The sequence below is a fragment of the Chloroflexota bacterium genome (genome assembly GCA_016235055.1).
Lineage (GTDB): Bacteria > Chloroflexota > Anaerolineae > JACRMK01 > JACRMK01 > JACRMK01.
This window is the reverse complement of the sequence record JACRMK010000069.1, coordinates 174,235-192,096: the sequence shown is the minus strand read 5'-3', so window position 1 is coordinate 192,096 and position 17,862 is coordinate 174,235. Positions and strand designations below refer to the sequence as shown.

Sequence of the window (17,862 nt, the reverse complement as noted above, 5' to 3'; positions counted from 1 at the left end):
CCGGGGGGATCAGTTCACCAGCACGGCGGCGTAAGCCAGCCAGGCCAGGCATTGTTCCAGCTCGTCTTCGACGCCGCTGCGCAGGGCAACCGGGTCGGTAATGGTCGCCTCTTTGTCTGTGAGCGTAAGCAGCCCGTCCGCAATCGGGCCGGTCATCAGCGCGTCAATGAGCGCCGGGCGGTTGCGTGTACCATCCAGAAGTGGCAGGACGGCGCGCGCCAGCGGCGCCAACTGAACGCGTTCGTGATACAGGTTGGTGATTTTCTCCGCATAGACGGCCTGGTGTCGCGCCAGTGCCAGCGCCTGCGGCCGCTCGGCGACCTGCGTTGCCATCGACGGCGCATAGGTGTGCAGTTCAACCAGTTGCGGGCTGTGCACGAACGCCTGCAGAAGGTTGGCGCCCAGGTTGCGGTAGTCGGTCGCGCGCTGCGTCACGAACTCCGGCAGGGCGCGGGCCACTTCGGCGCGGGCGCGGTCCAGCAATTCGTCGAACCGCAGGGAGCGCGGCCAGACGCGCCGCAGTTCGCGCATGGCGGCGATCGTGATTGGCGTGTCGCTGGCGAATGCGGAGCCGTCACCGCCCTTAAATGTCGCCGACCGTTCGCCGGCTTTAGCCTCTTCTTCATCGGCGTGTGAGGCCACACAGAATGCGCCGATCTGCTCCGGCGTAATGCGGCGCTCCGGCTCAATTTCGGCATGGCAGAGCAGCGAGCGACGGAACATGCGGTTGGTCATGAAATCCATGTACTGCTCAAGTTCGACGGCATCGCGCGAAATCTTTTGCAGTCGCTCCGACACCTCCGGCGTGAACTGGCTGGCCATGCCGGTTCGCATTTCTGCATCCGCCAGGTACTGCAATTCGTGCTCCGCGAGCCGCGTTGCAAACTCGTGAAAGTACAGCGGTTCGTTGATCTGCTCCAACTCGTCGTGCAGCAGGTAGGCGTCGCCGGCTTCGTGGATATGCTCAAGCTCGCGCTGCAAGAATGTCGCGTAGCTGCTCATCAACAAGCTGTGCGCGCCGTTGGACTTCTGCAGCGCATCGCTGACGAAATTGAGCATGTCGCGGGCGTGTGCCGCCTTGACCATCGGCTCGTCGATGTCGCGCGTGCGGTACAGCAGCATGTCGCGAATGGCGCCGAGCATTTTCCAGCCCGGAAAACAGTTGTAACTGACGTAGGCGACGCCCTGCGGCGCCAGGTTCGTCCGGCAGATCGACAGGATCTTGTCCTGCACCGCGCGCGGCACCCACGAATAGACACCGTGCGCTATGATGTAGTCGAACGTGCCGTAATCGGCGCCAATATCCAGGATGCTTTCAGCGCGCAGCGCGATGTTCTTCAGACCGAGCGCATCGACGACCTGCCGGCCGACCTCTATCTGGCGGGCCGACAAGTCGATGCCAATGAACGTGCTGTCGGGCAGCGCCTCGGCCATCGGCAGGAGGTTGCCGCCGCTGCCGGTGCCAAGCTCCAACACCCGGCAGCGTTCGACCGGCGCCGGCGACAGTCCCGCGAGCCGAGCGACCGTGGCCAGCGTGTCGGGGTGCGTTTGCGCGTACGACAGGCTCGGATACGGAATGGCGTCATACGCCGCCTGAATGGAGGCGTTGCGTGCCAGCACGGCGCTGGTTATGTCCGGAGCCTCCATCATTTGGCGCTCGTACTCACAGCCAGCCGGCGGGTCAATGCGACGGTGACGATATTCTCGCCCCACTCGTGCGCCGCGCGGATCTCTTCGCGCGACGCCGGGGCGCCGCGCCGCTCGCCCTGCCACAGGCAACCGTAGTCGGCCTCGCTGAAGAGAACGCCGTCGGCGACGCTGATCTTGGTCGGCCCCTGCGTTTCGAAACCGGCCGGCGGCGCGCCAAACAGGTTGGGGCGCGACAGCAGCGCATGCGTCCGTGGTACATCGGCCACTTTGATGCCGAGCGACCCCAGGGCGTCGCGAAACATCGCATCGGCCGGCGGCGCGCCCGCCGCGTCGTGACGGCAGCTTTCGAGCAACACCGTGCCGCCCGCCTGCAGGTAGTGGTACAGACCGGTCATTTCGTCTGCGGTCAACGCGGCTTTGCCGCTGGCGATGACAACCACGAGCGCATACGCATCGAGTTTACCGGACAGTGCCACCTGATCATCCACGTTCACGCGGACGCCGCCGGTGCGCGACATGGCCTGCGCCAGCAGATCGACTCCGCGCGCGTGCCGGTCGTTGCGCTCGCCGCCGACATAACCGACGGCTATCGTCACGACGGTGGCCGGCGGGGGCGCGATGCTGGCGCGGTAGCGCAGATCAATCGCGTTCGCCTCGGGGTGCGCGGCGTCGCGTGCATTCACGATCGGCGCGTTGCGGTCCGAGCGCCGGACGCGCGCGAGTTCGACCACCGGCGTCGCCGGCAGGGTCGGCACGGCCTCCAGTGCGTATTGCGCGAAGACGTGCATGCGGTTAGCGTCCTGCTGCCCGCCCTCGTCAAGGGTCGGCCGGCTTTCCGCATAGCTCAGGCACAGCAGTACTGGACCGCTCAGCGTCTTGCCAATGTCATAGGTGGTCGCCTGCGACAGAACGATCAGGCGACCCTCGGAATCCAGCGCCATGCCCGGTTTGACGTACACGGTCGAATCGGGCGGGTCGCCGGCGATGACTTCGAGCCCGGCGACGATACCACTGGCGTGCATCAGTGCTGCGTGATACTGGTCCTGCAGTCGGTGAAAGTCGTGCGCCTCGTCCCACACGTCGGCGGTCACGGCCAGGCCGTCCATCGCCTTCAGGCGGCGAGTCGGCAGTTGTTTGATCAGTTCGTCAATGTTCACGTCGCTCGATCCTTGAGTTTAGCTTGGTTCACACCGGCCGGATTGGTCCCGGGTCAGCAGCAGCGGGCGTTGCATCGGCGTCCAGCACAATTTCAAGCGAATAATGGGCGTGTGCCGGTTTTTCGGACACGATGATCGATTCGATGACGCGCTGTCGCTCTTTCTCGCGCCGCTCGGCATCCGGACCGTCGAAAGGCGGCAGTCGCAGTAGCACCTGGAACGACTGCGGTGCATTGCCCTTGCCGATGGCTACGGTTGGACCCAGGCGGTTGCCGGAGCCGAGCCGGAAATTGTTCGCGCGCGATTCCGTGATCTCCGGCGCAAAGCCGCTGTATATCTCCAGGAACTGCGCCAGCCCGGCGCGGGTGCCGCGGCGTCGGTATAGTGTGGCAATCGCGCGCAGCAGCCGACGCTGGCTATCGACCGGCCAGCGCTCATCCAGTTGCAAATCGGCCCAGGTCGCCAGCCACGGCAGGAAGTGCGCCGGCGTCACGCGCGGATCGAAGAAGTACGACATCGTCTCGATGCGTTCTTCGATTGGCGAGAGCAGCGACTCGAAGATCATCAGGTAGCGGCCCATCAGATCGTCGTCGTGGTACAGCGCCGGCAGGTATTTGATGAGCCGGCTGGCCGTCGCTACGTGCACGGTCGCGACGTCGCGCGCGGCAACCCGCTCCGCTCCGCCCTCGACGGCTTCGGTCACATAGCCGGTGCTGTCGATGACGACCGGCCGCTCAGCCGGCATGATGCGCGCCGTGACCGAGACCTCGATGCGCGCCGTATACGCGGCGGGCGCGACCCATTCCCATGTGACGTACGTCTCGCCGCCAATCCGGCCAATCTGCGGCATGGCGTCGCCCCACGCGCCCGCGGGCTGCGCGTTGACGGTCGCCTGTGAGACGAACTCAAGCCCGTCCGGAAGCGAGACATGCAGCTTGAACGCCGCCGGGTTGTGCGTGTCGACGCGCGCATAGAACGTCACGTCTTCGCCCGGATACCGCTTGTGCGCGTCCGCCACGTGCGAGACGCTGAACGGCAATTCAGCGATCTTGCGATGGCTGACCGGAAGCCCGGCGTTGGTCGGCGCGATCATAGCTCCACGATCTGCACATCATGCGCGAGCGAACAGATCAGCGTGTCGCCCGGCACCTCGATGCGCCGCCCGGTCACGGCCGTCAGCGGGCGCCCGCTATCGCCGCTCTCGGAGGCCAGGTTGACCTCTTTGTTTGGTACGACAGCGCGCTGGGCCAGGTGAATGTCGCGCACATGCTTGACACCCGGCACCTTCTGGATGAAAGCGAACAACTCGGAAATGTAAAGGTCGCGGCCAAACGGCCAGCCTTCGTAGTTCTCGGGCAGCGCATCGCCCATGGCCGTATCGCTGATATTCCAGCCGTCACTACCGCTCTGCCGCAGGTCGAGCGGGTTCAGGAACACGCGCAGTGCGCGCAGCACGCGCTCACGCACGGTTTCGGGCTTGACGTACTCGGACGGCACGATCTCCGCTGTCACTTTGACGCCGATATACTTGGGCTCGCTGACCTGGATCGTCGTGGTCAGCAGGCGGTACGGGTCGAGGTGGGCGACCAGGCGCTTGCGCAGGTTCGCGTCGGCTTCGAGACGCGACAGGTCGCCGGCGCGCAGCGCGTCGAAACACGATGGCACGACCAGCAGTTCAACCTGGCCGGGGGCCAACGCGCTGTTCGGCAGGCGATTGCAGCGCACGCGCGCGATTTCGCGGGTGGCCGTCTTGCTCAAGTCTTCGTAGTCCTCGGCGGTCACGGCGCGTTGCTGGGCGCGCATTTCGCGCCGCGCGCGCATCTTGGCCTCGTCCAGACTTTCCTGGTCGCGCCCGCCATCGGCCGGCTTTGGATTGGTCACCGTGTCCACGTACGGAATGGACGACTTGAGCGACGTGAGCCGGTTCGCCGGGACATTGCCCGCCACGCCGCCGCCAAAGCGGTACTGGTTGAAGCGGACGGCTGCACCCGCGCCCGGCACCCGGCCATACTGCTTCATCGTGCCGTCGCGCTGCCGCACATTGGGCCCGAAGCGCACTTCGCCGCTGGCGGTATCCAGCATGAAGTGTCGCTCGTGACGATCGGACTGCGAGAAATCGGCGACGCGCTGCCACGGCACGAAAACCGTTTCGCCGTCGCGCACTTCTTCGATCTCCACGCATTCGAACGCGGCGAGGTCCAACACCGGGGTGTTGCGCAGATGGAACACCTGGTTAGCGTCGCCGTTGCTCGTGCCCAACAGCTCTTCATAGACAGGCACAGCGTGCGTTGAAGCGGCGGTGGCGCCGAGTGTAAATACCGCCAGGTCACGGATGCGCGGCGACTGGGTGTACATGCCCTGTTCGGTCCGCCGCTGTTCAATGCGGCAGCGCACCCACTGGGCGCGTACGCCCTGCACATCGGCGGCTTGCAGCGTGGTCGGCAGGTAAAAGACGATCTGTCCCGACGGGTTGTTCAGGCCGCCCGTCGTGTCTTTTTCGCCCGCGCGCGTGCTGGGCGTAATCTCGTCCCAGCGATCCGGGCCGGTGGAGCATTCCCAGACCAGCGGCGGATCTTCGCGGCGGACGCCGGTCGCCTGCGTCTCTTCGGTCTCGAAGCGCATCTGCAGTATGTGCCCACGCAGGTCGCCCGCCGCCGGGTCGAAGCCAACGTAGAACGTCTCGCCCATGGCGGGATCCTGCCGCGAGAACGGGTAGAACAGCTCCACGCCGAGTCGCGACGAAAAGTTACGGTGAAACTCGTCCGTGCGGCGCAACTGCGACAGGCGCGGCGGAACCACCATCAGTTCGGCGTCGGTCGTGAAGATGACCTCGGCCGCCTCGTCGGTGGCGCGCGTGGCGACTTCGGTCGAGCGCGGGATGCGCACGGTTGTGATGTCGTCCGGGGCGATGGGCAGCGGCGTGGCGAGGCGAAAGAGCAACTCCGCGCGCGCGCTGCTGGCCGGCTGCAGTTGGATGCCGAGCAGGTCCATGAACCGGATATAGTTCTTCTCCGGTACCAGGTTCATGCGGTACGTGATCATCTCGGTCATCCACGCGAACAACTCGATCAGCGTGATGCCCGGGTCGCTCAGGTTGTATTCGGTCCATTCGGGACAGTAGCGGATGATGCGCCGGCGCGCCTCATCCACGATATCGCTCTGGAAGCGCAGGTCGTCCAGAATTGGTTCCGGTAACGGCATTAGGCTTCCTCTTCGTTCAGGATGTAGAACGGATACACGATGCTGCGCTCGTCGTGAGTGGCTTTGATCTCGTAGCGAATTTCCGCGATCAGCGCGCCGTCATTCTGCAGGTCGTCCGAGATCTCCACGCTAAGCACGTCGATGCGCGGTTCCCAGCGCCCCAGCGCCTGCTCGATATACGCCATCAGCAGGCCTTCGGTGGCCGGGTTGCGCGGCGCGAACAGCAGTTCCCAGGCGCGGCAGCCGAACTCGGGACGCATGACGCGCTCGCCGGGCACGGTGCCGAGAACGATCCGAATCGACTGCTCGACGTCGTGCGGACCGGTGGCCAGTGCGATGCGCCCGCGCGGGCTGAACTGCACCGGAAACGCCCAGCCGGTGCCGATGAATTGTCTGTCGCGTTGCTCTGGTTTCATGCCTATGGGTCTTGTGATTAGCATCACGCGCGAAGCTTCATTGCGCTAACAAAGATGCTTCGCGCGCGTAGCAAACTGGCCGGCTGCGACTTGGCCTGCACGGTTGGCGCGCCAGGCTTTGCGTGACACGATCAATCCGAAACGGTATTACGGCCCGATCATTACGGTCGGACAACCCATGACTATGGAGTCGGGCGGCCCCACGCAGACCGCCATGTCGCCCATGCGCGCGGCCGGTTGCCCGGCGATCAGCACGGTTGGGCTGCCCGGCGGCAGGATCGGGCCGCCGACATGCGGGATCGGCGGCACGCCCGGCGTCACCATCGGGCAGACATGCATGTCGCCGACGCGCGCGGCCGGTTGACCGCCAATCAAGACGGTTGGCGCGCCCAGTACGATTGAGCCGCCGTGTGCGGTGGTGTCGCCCATGCGGGCAGCAGGTGGCATATGGCTCTCCTAGTTGATTTTGACCAGCGAACCCTGGATTTGCGCGATGGCCGGGCTGGTTACCTTGACGCCGCCGGTGCCTTCCAGGCTTGCCTGCGCGGTGCCTTTGAGACTCAATTGCGCGGTCGCCTCGGCCGACAAATTGGCCGTGGCCTTTAGCCCGACGTTCGCCTTGGCGTCCACGTTGAAGTTGGAATTGGCTTCCATCTTCATGTTCATGCCCTTGATTGTCACATCCTGCGCCGCCTCGATATCGATCTTGCCCTTGGCGGTGATTTTCAGATCCTTGTCGCAGGCGATCTCCATCGAGTTGTTTTTTGAGTCGATGACAATCTTGTTCCTGGTCGTCTTATCGATGATGCTGATCTTGGGCGCGTCGTCAGAATCGTCAAGCAGGATCGTATGCCCCGATGTCGTCTTGATGACGCGCTGTATGACCTTGCCGTTCTTCTGGTACGCGCTCACCTGAAGCGGCGGCGCGTCTTTGCCATTCCATACGCTGCCGACAACGTACGCCCTGGCCCAGTCGCCAAACTCCGCGGCAACGAGCACCTCGTCATTGACTTCGGGTATGAACAGCATGCCGCGATCGGCGCCAGCCATGAGCGACACCACGCGCAACCAGTCGCTTTCGATATTGCCGCCAGGCATCCACGGGAACTTGACCTTGACGCGCGCCATTTTCTCCGGATCGTTGTTGTTCGTCACTATCGCGGGGGCGACTCCGGAAAGGGCGGTTGGCTCCGTCTCGGGCGCCAGCAAAGCGCGCAGCGTGCCCGGCGCATAACCCGTAGCGCCGAAAGACGTCAACCAGTTGCCGGCGTTAAGCACGTGCCGGACGGAAGTTGCCAGGTAGTTTCCGCCGAACCGCGTCCCAACCCCTTTGATCTTCACGACCTTGCCGGCTACCAGGTTCGCGCTGGCCACGCATGTCCCTTCCGCTTGAAGAAATTCGGCTCCCGCGGCGCTGGCATGCGCTGTAGCGCGTGTCTGCGCATCGTTCATGTCTACGACGACCGGCGATGCCGTGTGGGCATTGCTGCCGAACGCCTTCTTAAGCTCGTTGGCCCCGTCACCCAGTCCAATGGCGGTGGTCGTGTTTGTTTTGCCGGCCTGGCCGACGATGGCTTCCTTCTTCTTGACGTCCCAACCGTAGTACGTGACCTTGTCGGGCGCGGTGTCGACACCGGAAGCGCGAGGGCGGAAGTCCAACAAATCCTTCCCGTGCTCTAGTTCCACCTGAGCGGTCGACAGCGCCACCGGCGGCTGGAAGAACAGTTTTTGGCCGTCACTGTAGACAACATAGCCGTTGCGCGCGGCCAGCATGCGCAGGAACTGCATATTGTTCTGCCCGTACTGAAGCACATAGTCACGCACCGGCTTGGTGGCCTTGACGGTGGCGCTGAGCCCGACTTCCTTGGCGAGCTTGCTCACGATATCGCTGTCAGACACCTTCAGAAATGCGCGCGTCTGCGTGCCGCGGTAGAGGCGATGGCTCTTGTCATAGCCCCGGACGAGCAGCGTCGTATGACCCTGCGCGGTATATGCCGGTTCCAGGCTGGAGATCTCGCCTTTCATGACCGGAGCGCGGTCAAAGCTGATTTCGATTTCGGCACCCAGTTTAAGTGAAGTGTTGTCAACCCACTTCAATTCCGGATCATCGAATAGCAGCGAAAACATGTTTGGCTGGTTCAGGTCGGTGTCGACGACTATTTCAACAATATCCTGCTTGTCGACTTCCGGCAAGTCCTGCCCGCCAAGCTTCAGGTTGAGTTTAATTGCGTATGGGTTAGACATTTAGCAAGTCACTCTGGCGGCTACGGCGCCGGCGTAATGCGCAGGATCTGTCCGGCCGTCAGTTCCATCGGGTTGGCCAGATCGTTTTCACGTGCAATATGGCGCCACAGCGCGGGATCGCCATATTCCTGGTAGGCGATCCAGTCCAGCGTCTCGCCCTCCAGCACGACGCGGCTCTTGCGCGCGTGGCTCATCGACGTCGGATTCTGTTTCTTGTAGATGTTCTCGTCGCGCACCTGCTGGAACGTTACGTCGGCCTCGGCGCGCACCGGCGTGCCGTCGGGCAAGAACATGCTGTACGTGACGCTGACGCTCGGATAGATGACCGCTTCGAAGAACTGGTACTTGCCCCACTGGAAGCGGCAACGGTACGATTCCGCCGGAACGGTTTTGTCCGAGCCCACGGTGCCTGGGTCGAGTTCGAGCAGACCGAACAGAAAATCAGAGTACACGTGCACATCAGAACCGCTGTCGGTCGTGTCAAAGAACAGGTGCATCTTGAGCGACGCACCTTTGCCGCCGCCAAACGCCCAGTTCTCGACGTTGCGCTCTGCGACGGCCGTCGGACTCCAACTACTCGACTTGCTGAGCGTCAACTCGGCCGGGTTGAACAGGCAGTCGATATAGTCCTTCTTTGGCGTCGCGCCCGAATCCTTATAGGTATCCGGCCCGGTGCGCTTAAGGCGGGTGACGCGCGCCTTAAGCAGGCTGCCCGATTGCTGGTTGCGATTACTCATAGGATGATCCCTTTACTACGGCCGGCGCTCGCGCTCGGCGGCCAACAGGGCACGCACGAACGGGTAAACACGGCGCGCCAGGTTCTGCATTGACAGGCGGTCAGTATCCATTAGCCCCTGCGGCTCGAATGGCGGCGACGAAACCGAGTTCAGGGTTTCCGGCATCGCGTCGAGGTTACCGCCCTGTTCGACGCCGGCATCGGAATTGATTGCGCGCTGTACACGCGGCGCTTGTGGTGCATATCGTACTTCGCGAATCTGCCGCGGCGCAAATGACGGCTCGCCGCCTGCGCCGTCGCCGGCATGCGGCGCGGCTGCCAACCGCCGCACTGGCGCTGACGCGTCACGGCGTACAGCCACGGGCATGACCGACGCGCGGCCCGCATCATGCGGCACATATGGGAGCGGCGGGGCGGTTGCAGCCAACTCTGCCGGAACGACGGTCCGCTGCACCGACAGCGGCGAACGGAACACGTCGATACGGTCTACCGGCTGCAGCGTATACGGAAGCGGCGCTTCCGTTACACTGCCCGCAGGACGGGCCGAAATGGTCCGTCTGACTTGCGCCGGTGTGCTTGCTTCCTCCGCGATTTCGGGCGCCGTCCTGAGCGTCGCCGCATCGCTTAACGGCCGGTTGGCGGTCTCGCTTACGAGGGCGCGTTGAACGGCGGGAGCGCGATCGGATGCTGATTGAGCCGGCGCTTGCGGCACGCCTACCGCTTGCTGTCGGTGTTCGGGCGGAACCGTCGGCGGCTCGACGCGCGAATCGGCGACCTCATTGGACGCCGTTGCGCGCTGGATGCTCGAATCGGGCACCGACGTGGGCGGCACCTTGGGCTGAACCGAAACCGGATTGCGTCTCTCAGCGGACATATGCTTGTCTGGCGCGTTTGTCGCGTCCTGCGGCGCTTCCGATATCGGTTTGCGCTGCACGATCTGTGGCGACGAAGTCGGTACTTCAGCACGGATGGCGGGCAGATCGGCATGCCCCGCTTCAGCCTGCGCCATCGGCTTGCTCGGCTGGGCTGACGATACCGTGCTGCTCGCGACATCTCCACTCGCGGACTGCACTGGTGACGGCGTCTGCGGTAGGCCAGTATTGGCTTGCCGGCGAATGGCTGCCGTGCTGCCACTGGCAGGTGACACATGAATTTGCGTTTGTGACGTGCCGACGTCAGAGTGCCGGCGAACGTCCGATGACCGCTGAGCCTCTGGTATCTCACTGCTTGGCGTCTGACCTGCGTCCGTGTTCGGCAGCCGCCGAATTACGTCAGCGCTTGCGCTACTTGCTGGCTCCGGTTCGTTGGCGATTGACTCCGTGCCAGATATGGGAGCTGGACTCGCGCCAAGCTGTGCCCGCGTGACTGACGCGCGCAAGGGTAACGGCTGGCTTATCATCCGCTGGATGGATGGTGCACTCGGGGGCGACATTGCCGAGAGCTCTCCGGCCACCTCTGCACTCGGCCTGGACGATGGCGGTGGCTGATCTGCGGGTACTGGCGCGGGCGCGTTAGTCGAGACGCCTGCGGTGTCACTCGTCTGGCGCAGAATCGCCGGCGGCAAACTCGCTTCCTCAAGCGCGCGTGTGACGGGCAGCTCGTCGGTCTGCGACACAACAGGCGTCTCTGATCGTGATGTCGGCGCCACAGCGCTTGCCGATCGCTGCCCGGTCTCCGACGAAGTCGTGCTCGTAGAGCTCTCGCTCGGCGCAGATTCGGCGGTCGCCGCCGGGGCTGATCCGCCGGTCTCGGCCAGCACCGCTCGCTGGATTGTCGAACTCGTGGACTGCCGGGGCGTCTCAACCGGCGTCGCGCCTTCAACCGTAGGCGCTACTCGGTCGGTCGTCGCACTTGCCGGCACCGTTTTCTGCGTGTCACTCGCAAGCGTCAACGGCTGGTCGACCAGTCGCCGTACGGTCGTGCGACTCTCTGGCTGCGCTTCAATCGCTGCCTGGCTGGGTTCATTCTCCGGGTCCGTCTCGATTTCCGGGCTGCGTTGAATGATCGATTCTGCCGATGGATGCGCATCAGCCACCGGCGAAGACGTCGCCTGCGGCACAGAGGACGCCTCACTCAAGCGGCTTGCGGCGCCGCTTGGTGTTGTTGTATCCGTGGCGGTGGCAACCCGGCGCTGCACAGGGGGTTCCGACCCATGCGCTTGCGGCGCATCAGCCAACGGGCGGTTTGGCGTTTCCGTCTGTACGTCCGATGCTGATCCCGGCTCAACGCTATGTGCGCTTGCTTCGGCGGGCAATGACTCTGCTGGCACTTCCATTCGCTGGACCACCGCTGTGGTCTCACTCAACGGTGCGACTGGCCGCGCCGGGGCCGAGAGCGTTGGTGCGCTTTCGGCGACATCCCGCTGGATGTTTGTCGACGCCTGGTTGGTCGGCTGCGCTGCCAGCGGCGCGACTTGGCTTGGAGGATTGCCACTTGCCTCACGATGTGTGGTGGCCGTTCCGTCCGCTTGCCGCCGCAGCGGTCGCTCGGTATCAAGGCTCGGTTGGGGCGTCGTGACGACCGGGCGAGACGCACTGGGTTCTGATGCGTTGTGTACCTCACGAACGCCAGATGCAAGCGTCGGCGCCTTGTCGTCGAATGCCCGGTGTACGGTGTCCGTCGCGTCGCTCGTTTGTAAAGGTGCACGTACTACGACATGGCTTCGCGTTGCTTCGACTGTGGGAGTTACTTCCGTGCGTTCATCGCTCGTCCGCGCCGGCAAATCTATGGCTGGCCGACTCGCCTCAAACGTGCGCTGTATCACCGGCGCGCTGGCAGCCGCGTCACCCTCGTCGCTGTCCGCGCCGCCCGCTGCCTCTGCCGTGTTGGTGCGCCGCTCGCGCGGCGAAGACGTCGGCTCGCCTACCTCGCGCTGCACCGATCTTGCGGTACTGGGCGTGATCTCCTCGATCGTTGCGCGCCGGCGCGCCTGCCGTGCGATGAAACGTGGTGAAGGATCCACCGCGGGCGTTTGCGGCGCGGCCGGGGCGCTCGGCGCTCCGCCGAGTACGGACGCTGCGGCTGCCGTGGAACGCTGAATCCGCTGTCGCACCTCGTCCATTGTGCGCGGCTGCGGCTCGGCGGCAGCGGGCGGCTCCGTGTCGGCCGGAGCCTGAGCCTCAGGGCTGCTTGCGGCGGCCTGCGAGCGGCGTATGCGCTCGCGAATATCGTTCATCGAAGGCAACCGGATGGGTTGCGCGTCGGCCTCGTCGGCGTCGCTCGTCTCGACGCTGCGCTGGATCGACGGCGCATCGTCTTGCGGCAGCGGGGACGACTCGGCCGAGGCATCCGACAACGGCGGCGCCCCGGTTGCGCCCGTGGCGCGCCGGACAAACTTGCGCTGGACCAGCGGGAAGCGTGCTTCAACCTCGCCGGCGAAGCGGCCGCTGTTGTCAGCCGTTTCGGTGACGAGCGACGGGCGCAGCGACGTGGCGCGTGAAACCTTGCGCTGGATGCGCAGTGCCAGCGCTAGCGCGCTTCCCGCGCTGCGGGCCATCGCGGCGGCCTCGGTGGCTTGCCCCAGGTGGCGGCGCAAGACGCGTTCGCCCAGGCTGCGCGCCGGATTGCGGCTGTTTACGGCCGTCATACCATGTGCCTATTTGCGCTCAAAAGAAAGCTGGATGCCTTTGTGCGCCAGTTCCAGTGTCTCGATCGCCGCCTCGCTGCTGCCGGAGTTCAATGTGGGGGCCGTGATCTTGATTGGATAGGCGCCCCGGATATCCCAGTGCCGCACCGTCTCGCCACCCACATCCAGCAACTTAATGGAGATGTCGCGCCGCGTGATCTTCAGGTCAAACCGCCCGGCATCGAACCATTTCCACAACGCCTTGGAATCCGTCGTGACGCCGCGCTTGAGCGTGATGTTCGAATGCTTCAGGCGGCCGGGCAGCGTGTGCGTGTAGTCGTTGAGCCCGCCTTCCGAGTACGGCTTGGTTTCCCGCTCGATGGACAGCCCGCTGCACTCGCTGAACTCGCCGATCGATACGTTGTTGTCCAGGGTGAGCACAAACGCGAACTTGTGAACCGACGTGTGGTCCTGTCGTGTCTGCGACATAGTTGAGTACCTATCGGCCGCCGCGCGGCCCGCCCAGCCGCTCGCGCTCGCGCCGCAGTTCCGCGCGCATCAGAGCGACCAGTTCCGTCGCCAGTTCGCGCAACTCGGATGCATCCAACTCATCCAGACCCGCACCGTTCGGCCCGGATGTTTGCGATTCGGTGTGTTGTGTTTGATCGTTATTCTGCGGCATTGGAACGTGCTATGTTTCTGCCTGCTCGTTGGTGCTGTCCGCGCTTAGCCGGCGGTTGATGCCGGCGATTTCCGCGACCCAGCGCTGGCGCTCGGCGTGCTCCATTTCGAGAATCTCACCGCGCGGCCAATGAAAATGATACGCCACATAGGCTACCTCCTGGTGCAGGCGGTCCAGCGGGTAGCCTACGATCCCCCCAGGTCGGCTAGGTCGACCTCATGCGAATTCTGACAGTGGGGGCAGGTTAGGCTGATGATGCTCTTGCCATCCTCGTTAATGCGGCGATAGAGCGCCTGCAGGTACGCCAGATCGGCGACATACAGGTTCTCGATCACCGTTGTCGGCACGCTGGTCAGCGTACCGAGCTGGGTGATCACGCGCGCCAAAAGCACGACCGCGAGATACGCCTGGTTGGAACGCACGCGCACGTCGCGCAGCGGGGCGATCTCGTCCATGGCGGTCGCCATGCGCATCACTCCGCGGCGGTGGAGGTTGCCGTCTGCGTCGGTGAATCCGACCGGCAACTCGAACTCGAACTCCGTTTGTTGTGCCATCCGGGTGCCCGTTCTGCGCACGACCGGCGGCGCACGGGCAACCCCGCACGCCGCCGGCCACACGCCAGCGCGACTAGACCGACACGCGCTTCATGCCTTCGTGCTGCAAGACCATTTCCTCGACGCCGAATTCGTTGCTGTCCGACTTGACGCTCGGTCCGGTGATCTTCGACGGCCAGGCGTTGACCAGGTCCCAGCGCGCCGCCGGTTTGAAATTGCGGTCATACATCGTGATCGAGCAGTTCTTGCGCGCCTTAGCCATGGCGCCCTGCTCGACGGACATCCGCCACTCCCACATGTCCATCGTGTCCGTGATGCCGCGCTTGAGCGTGATTTCCGTCCACTTCAAGCGGCCCGGCACCTTGACGATGTACTCCTGGCCCTTCTGTCCCACGTTCTTGGCCTCGATGACCTCGTTCTCCGATCCGATGCCGCCGACCTCCGAGAACGCGCCGCTGATGGTGCCCTGGAAATCGAGCACGAACGAAAAACTCGGAATCGGATCGCTATCGCGCCCTGTGTTCTTTGCCATCTGTCAATCTCTCCTTGATGGATGAAAAGTGAAATCCCGTGGGCGCGTACTATGCGCCGGGGCCGGACCACTGGCTGATGCGGAAGATCACGAATTCGGCCGGCTTGACGGGCGCGATGCCGATCTCGATGATCAACCGGCCGAGGTCGCGCGAGGCCGCCGGATTCAGTTCCTCGTCGCACTTGACGTAGAACGCGTCGCCCGGCGCGAGGCCGAACAGCGCGCCGTCGCGCCAGACGACGGTCAGGAAGTTCGACACGTCGCGGCGAATGGCGCCCCACAGCAACTGGTCGTTCGGCTCGAAGACCGTCCACTGCGTGCCGCGCTCGATCGACTTCTCGACGAAGTTGAACAGGCGGCGTACGTTCAGGTACCGCCACGACGGGTTGCTGGCCAGCGTGCGCGCGCCCCAGACGCGGATACCCATGCCGGGGAAGGCGCGAATGCAGTTGACACCGTTGGGATTGAGCGTGTCCTGCTCGCCCTTGGTCATGTTGTAGGCGAGGCCGGTCGCGCCGCGCACGACTTCATTGGCGGGCGCCTTGTGGACGCCGCGTGTGTTGTCGCTGCGCGCCCAGATGCCGGCCATGTGGCCGCTGGGCGGAATCTGCCGCGGCTGGCTGGTCAGCGGATCCATGATCTCGACCCACGGGTAGTACAGCGTCGCGTAGGACGAATCATAGCCGGCCGTGTCCATGCGCCACTTCTTGATCGCCTGCGGCGACATGCCGGGCGGCGGATCGATGATGGCGACGCGGTCGTGCATGCGCTCGCAGTGCGCGATCATGGCCGTCTGCACGCCCTTGACCATGTTCAGGTCCAGCTTCTGGCCGGGCATGCTCGTCATCAGGTCCGGCACGCAGACCATCGTCACATCGTCGAGCTCTTCGAGCCCTTCGATGCCCGTGCGCTCCTCGACGTTGCCCTGGAACTCCGAGAGGGCCGGGGCCGGCAGGAGGTTGGCTTCAATCGAAAGCGTCTGGCTCTGCTCGCGCGGGTACAGGCTGGCGACGGCTGTCGCGTTGTCCGGTACAATGACGTCGACCAGCGACGAGCCGCGGTTATCTTTGTACATCACCGCGATGCCCTTGCTGCCGTCTTCGCGCGTCACTTCGCCGAGCGCGATGTCCTTCAGCGTCTCCTCGGCGCGCCAGCCGCCGCCCGAGCGCTCGCGCTCAACCGTCAGAGTGAAGCCGCCGCCGCCGGCAGCCGGCGCGGCCGGAGCGGGCGGTGTGTCGGGGCCGTCGCCTTCTTTGCCTTTCGCTGCTGCGGGCTTCTTGTCCGCGGCAGGCGCGGCGACCTGCGTCGCGCCCGTAACGGACACACGCAGCTTGGCGCCGCCGAAGCCCGCTGTTTTGGCGCGGACGAGCAACTGCGGCTTGCCGTCGCTGCCGAGCAGGGCGGCCTGCGCGCGGGGAATCGTGCGCACGCTGACAACGTAGCAGCGGCTGCCGCCGTTCAGGAAGTAGCCGTAGACCGCGTGCGGCGTGTAAGCGCCATCGACGAAACCGCCGAAGCGCTCGGCGTACTGGCTCCAGTTGGTGACCAACTGGGGCCGGTTCAGCAGATCGCGCGTGACCAGATCGCCGCTAACGCGCTCGGACAACTGCGCCTTCTCGGTGAAACCGACGAAGCAGGCCATTGCGGTGCCAACCCCCTCAATAGGCTTGGGGCCGCGATCGACCTCCTCCATGTACACGCCGGGTGAAAGATACTCTGGCAAGGCATTGCTCCTTTCGGAATAAGCTTACGGTGGGTTGCAGGTTTAGTGTGCTGCCTGAAACAAATGGTGTGGGCTTCCCGATCCACCCCCTTTCGCAAGGCGCATCGGGTGCCACGCAGCGGACGCCCGTTCTCCCGTGCAGGCGGCCGCGCCGTGGCATGTGATGACCTTAGAGTTGGATTTCATACGATTTGGCGGGCACGCTGATGCGGTGCCGGCTGGGCGGACGACCGTCGGCCGTCAGTTCAAGCGTGTAGTCACCATCGTCCAGCCCGAAGATGACGAAGCGGCCGTCGTCCTGCACGGCGGCGTTGAGCGCGCGCTCGAGGATGCGCAGGCGCGGGTTGCGCAGCGGCTCGGCGCTGCGCAACATGCCGCCGATGCCGATGATGATTTCGGGCGCGCCGTCGAGCGTGCGCGTGTGCGGTGCACGGCTCTGACCGAGGCGGATCTCCGCCGTGGATACCAGCGGGCCGGTGAATGCCTGGTACGGATTCAGCGCCATGGTCACAACGCATGCGATGCCCGGCTTCCACTCGTTGTCCATCGAGCCCCAGAAGTCGGCCGGGTTCTGCATGTCTTCCATTTGCGCGGCCTGCAGTGTGATCGGCGCCGGCTGGTCGCGGAATGCCTCGGGTAGCGACCCCACCGCCAGTTCGGGGCTGCGGAACAGCGCGAGCAGCACGCGCGCCAGCAGGCGGTGCTCGTCTTCCGGTTCGGTGGCCCAGGCGGTGATTAGGTAGCGCAGGTCGACGCGCAGGGGATTGCGGCGCTGGGTGACCAGTGCGTCGGTTCGCGAAATGGTCGATGCGCCCATCGAGTGCTGGCGCAATTTGATGTTCTCGCGCAGATCGTACAGGTACATGTTGAGCGTGGGGCGGCTCAAGCGACCCGACCACTCGCGGTTGGGCTTGTTGAATGCGATGTCCACGTCGCCATTCTTGATCGGCAGTTCGCGGACCAGCAATTGTCGCAAGACTTCGTCGAGATCGTCAAACATAGATCGATTGAGCGCCGATGGCAGCCGGGCCGGAACGACGCCGCCCGGCGACCTGGATGCATGAGCAACAACGTGATCGTGTTATGTTGCTTCTACTGAGTGCCAACGTGCTGCGACCAACAAGATACGCGAACCGTGGGGAGAGGAAGCGTGCGCTCGCTGCGCGCCGTGCCGATCTGCCGTGAACGTCTCGACGCCGGCCTGCGGGTGCACGCAAATAAAAGATGCGGGTGAGTTGATATTCGGCCGTGACCATGACGACCAAACGAACTCCACCCGCGCGTCCTGCGCGGTACTTCGCATCCCCCTCCCAAGGGGCGCATTGGCTACGGGAGTTGCCCCTCGGCCAATGCGGGCTAGTCTACAGCAAACACACAACAAATGCAAATGGATATTTCGGTC

16 protein-coding genes are annotated in these 17,862 nt (G+C 64.4%); all 16 read right to left on the bottom strand.

The window, feature by feature from the left end; genetic code table 11:
- Positions 1–9: 9 nt before the first annotated feature.
- Complete coding sequence (locus HZB53_17985; protein MBI5879544.1) at positions 10–1,650, bottom strand: methyltransferase regulatory domain-containing protein; 1,641 nt, start codon at positions 1,648–1,650, stop codon at positions 10–12.
- Complete coding sequence (locus HZB53_17980) at positions 1,647–2,807, bottom strand: DUF4159 domain-containing protein (GenBank protein ID MBI5879543.1); 1,161 nt, start codon at positions 2,805–2,807, stop codon at positions 1,647–1,649. The genes HZB53_17985 and HZB53_17980 overlap by 4 nt, the downstream gene beginning before the upstream one ends.
- A 28-nt stretch (positions 2,808–2,835) precedes the next feature.
- Positions 2,836–3,900, bottom strand: coding sequence for a hypothetical protein (locus HZB53_17975; protein ID MBI5879542.1), 1,065 nt, complete (start codon positions 3,898–3,900; stop codon positions 2,836–2,838).
- Entirely contained in the window at positions 3,897–6,008 is a 2,112-nt protein-coding gene (locus HZB53_17970; GenBank protein MBI5879541.1) for a putative baseplate assembly protein, read from the bottom strand. Before HZB53_17970 ends, HZB53_17975 begins: the two co-directional genes overlap by 4 nt.
- The gene (locus tag HZB53_17965) at positions 6,008–6,424 is read right to left on the bottom strand and encodes a GPW/gp25 family protein (GenBank protein MBI5879540.1); all 417 of its coding nucleotides are present in this window, start codon (positions 6,422–6,424) and stop codon (positions 6,008–6,010) included. Before HZB53_17965 ends, HZB53_17970 begins: the two co-directional genes overlap by 1 nt.
- A 147-nt stretch (positions 6,425–6,571) precedes the next feature.
- The gene (locus tag HZB53_17960; GenBank protein MBI5879539.1) at positions 6,572–6,871 is read right to left on the bottom strand and encodes a PAAR domain-containing protein; all 300 of its coding nucleotides are present in this window, start codon (positions 6,869–6,871) and stop codon (positions 6,572–6,574) included.
- 9 nt (positions 6,872–6,880) lie between these two features.
- Complete coding sequence (locus tag HZB53_17955) at positions 6,881–8,668, bottom strand: VgrG-related protein (protein MBI5879538.1); 1,788 nt, start codon at positions 8,666–8,668, stop codon at positions 6,881–6,883.
- 20 nt (positions 8,669–8,688) lie between these two features.
- A complete protein-coding gene (locus HZB53_17950; GenBank protein MBI5879537.1) occupies positions 8,689–9,405 on the bottom strand; it encodes a peptidoglycan-binding protein in 717 nt (238 codons plus the stop codon).
- Positions 9,406–9,420: 15 nt separating this feature from the next.
- Positions 9,421–12,990 (bottom strand): hypothetical protein, encoded by a 3,570-nt coding sequence (locus tag HZB53_17945; GenBank protein ID MBI5879536.1) that lies wholly within the window; start codon positions 12,988–12,990, stop codon positions 9,421–9,423.
- Positions 12,991–12,999: 9 nt separating this feature from the next.
- Positions 13,000–13,458, bottom strand: coding sequence for a phage tail protein (locus HZB53_17940; protein MBI5879535.1), 459 nt, complete (start codon positions 13,456–13,458; stop codon positions 13,000–13,002).
- A gap of 10 nt (positions 13,459–13,468) precedes the next feature.
- Positions 13,469–13,651, bottom strand: coding sequence for a hypothetical protein (locus HZB53_17935; protein MBI5879534.1), 183 nt, complete (start codon positions 13,649–13,651; stop codon positions 13,469–13,471).
- 9 nt (positions 13,652–13,660) lie between these two features.
- Positions 13,661–13,843, bottom strand: a complete 183-nt coding sequence (locus HZB53_17930) for a hypothetical protein (GenBank protein ID MBI5879533.1) — start codon at positions 13,841–13,843, stop codon at positions 13,661–13,663.
- Entirely contained in the window at positions 13,837–14,205 is a 369-nt protein-coding gene (locus tag HZB53_17925) for a phage tail assembly protein (GenBank protein ID MBI5879532.1), read from the bottom strand. Before HZB53_17925 ends, HZB53_17930 begins: the two co-directional genes overlap by 7 nt.
- A gap of 73 nt (positions 14,206–14,278) precedes the next feature.
- Positions 14,279–14,737: a phage tail protein gene (locus HZB53_17920; protein MBI5879531.1), complete on the bottom strand. Its 459-nt coding sequence runs from the start codon at positions 14,735–14,737 to the stop codon at positions 14,279–14,281.
- A 49-nt stretch (positions 14,738–14,786) separates the two neighbouring features.
- A complete protein-coding gene (locus HZB53_17915; GenBank protein ID MBI5879530.1) occupies positions 14,787–16,460 on the bottom strand; it encodes a phage tail sheath family protein in 1,674 nt (557 codons plus the stop codon).
- Positions 16,461–16,629: 169 nt separating this feature from the next.
- Positions 16,630–17,460: a DUF4255 domain-containing protein gene (locus tag HZB53_17910; GenBank protein MBI5879529.1), complete on the bottom strand. Its 831-nt coding sequence runs from the start codon at positions 17,458–17,460 to the stop codon at positions 16,630–16,632.
- Positions 17,461–17,862 lie beyond the last annotated feature (402 nt).

What these genes read in the sequence shown, in the direction of transcription:
- HZB53_17940 (MBI5879535.1), bottom strand. Translation starts at nt 13,458, where the DNA reads ATGTCGCAGACACGACAGGACCACACGTCGGTTCACAAGTTCGCGTTT.
- HZB53_17975 (MBI5879542.1), bottom strand. Translation starts at nt 3,900, where the DNA reads ATGATCGCGCCGACCAACGCCGGGCTTCCGGTCAGCCATCGCAAGATC.
- HZB53_17965 (MBI5879540.1), bottom strand. Translation starts at nt 6,424, where the DNA reads ATGAAACCAGAGCAACGCGACAGACAATTCATCGGCACCGGCTGGGCG.
- HZB53_17970 (MBI5879541.1), bottom strand. Translation starts at nt 6,008, where the DNA reads ATGCCGTTACCGGAACCAATTCTGGACGACCTGCGCTTCCAGAGCGAT.
- HZB53_17945 (MBI5879536.1), bottom strand. Translation starts at nt 12,990, where the DNA reads ATGACGGCCGTAAACAGCCGCAATCCGGCGCGCAGCCTGGGCGAACGC.
- HZB53_17950 (MBI5879537.1), bottom strand. Translation starts at nt 9,405, where the DNA reads ATGAGTAATCGCAACCAGCAATCGGGCAGCCTGCTTAAGGCGCGCGTC.
- HZB53_17920 (MBI5879531.1), bottom strand. Translation starts at nt 14,737, where the DNA reads ATGGCAAAGAACACAGGGCGCGATAGCGATCCGATTCCGAGTTTTTCG.
- HZB53_17935 (MBI5879534.1), bottom strand. Translation starts at nt 13,651, where the DNA reads ATGCCGCAGAATAACGATCAAACACAACACACCGAATCGCAAACATCC.
- HZB53_17925 (MBI5879532.1), bottom strand. Translation starts at nt 14,205, where the DNA reads ATGGCACAACAAACGGAGTTCGAGTTCGAGTTGCCGGTCGGATTCACC.
- HZB53_17910 (MBI5879529.1), bottom strand. Translation starts at nt 17,460, where the DNA reads ATGTTTGACGATCTCGACGAAGTCTTGCGACAATTGCTGGTCCGCGAA.
- HZB53_17955 (MBI5879538.1), bottom strand. Translation starts at nt 8,668, where the DNA reads ATGTCTAACCCATACGCAATTAAACTCAACCTGAAGCTTGGCGGGCAG.
- HZB53_17985 (MBI5879544.1), bottom strand. Translation starts at nt 1,650, where the DNA reads ATGATGGAGGCTCCGGACATAACCAGCGCCGTGCTGGCACGCAACGCC.
- HZB53_17960 (MBI5879539.1), bottom strand. Translation starts at nt 6,871, where the DNA reads ATGCCACCTGCTGCCCGCATGGGCGACACCACCGCACACGGCGGCTCA.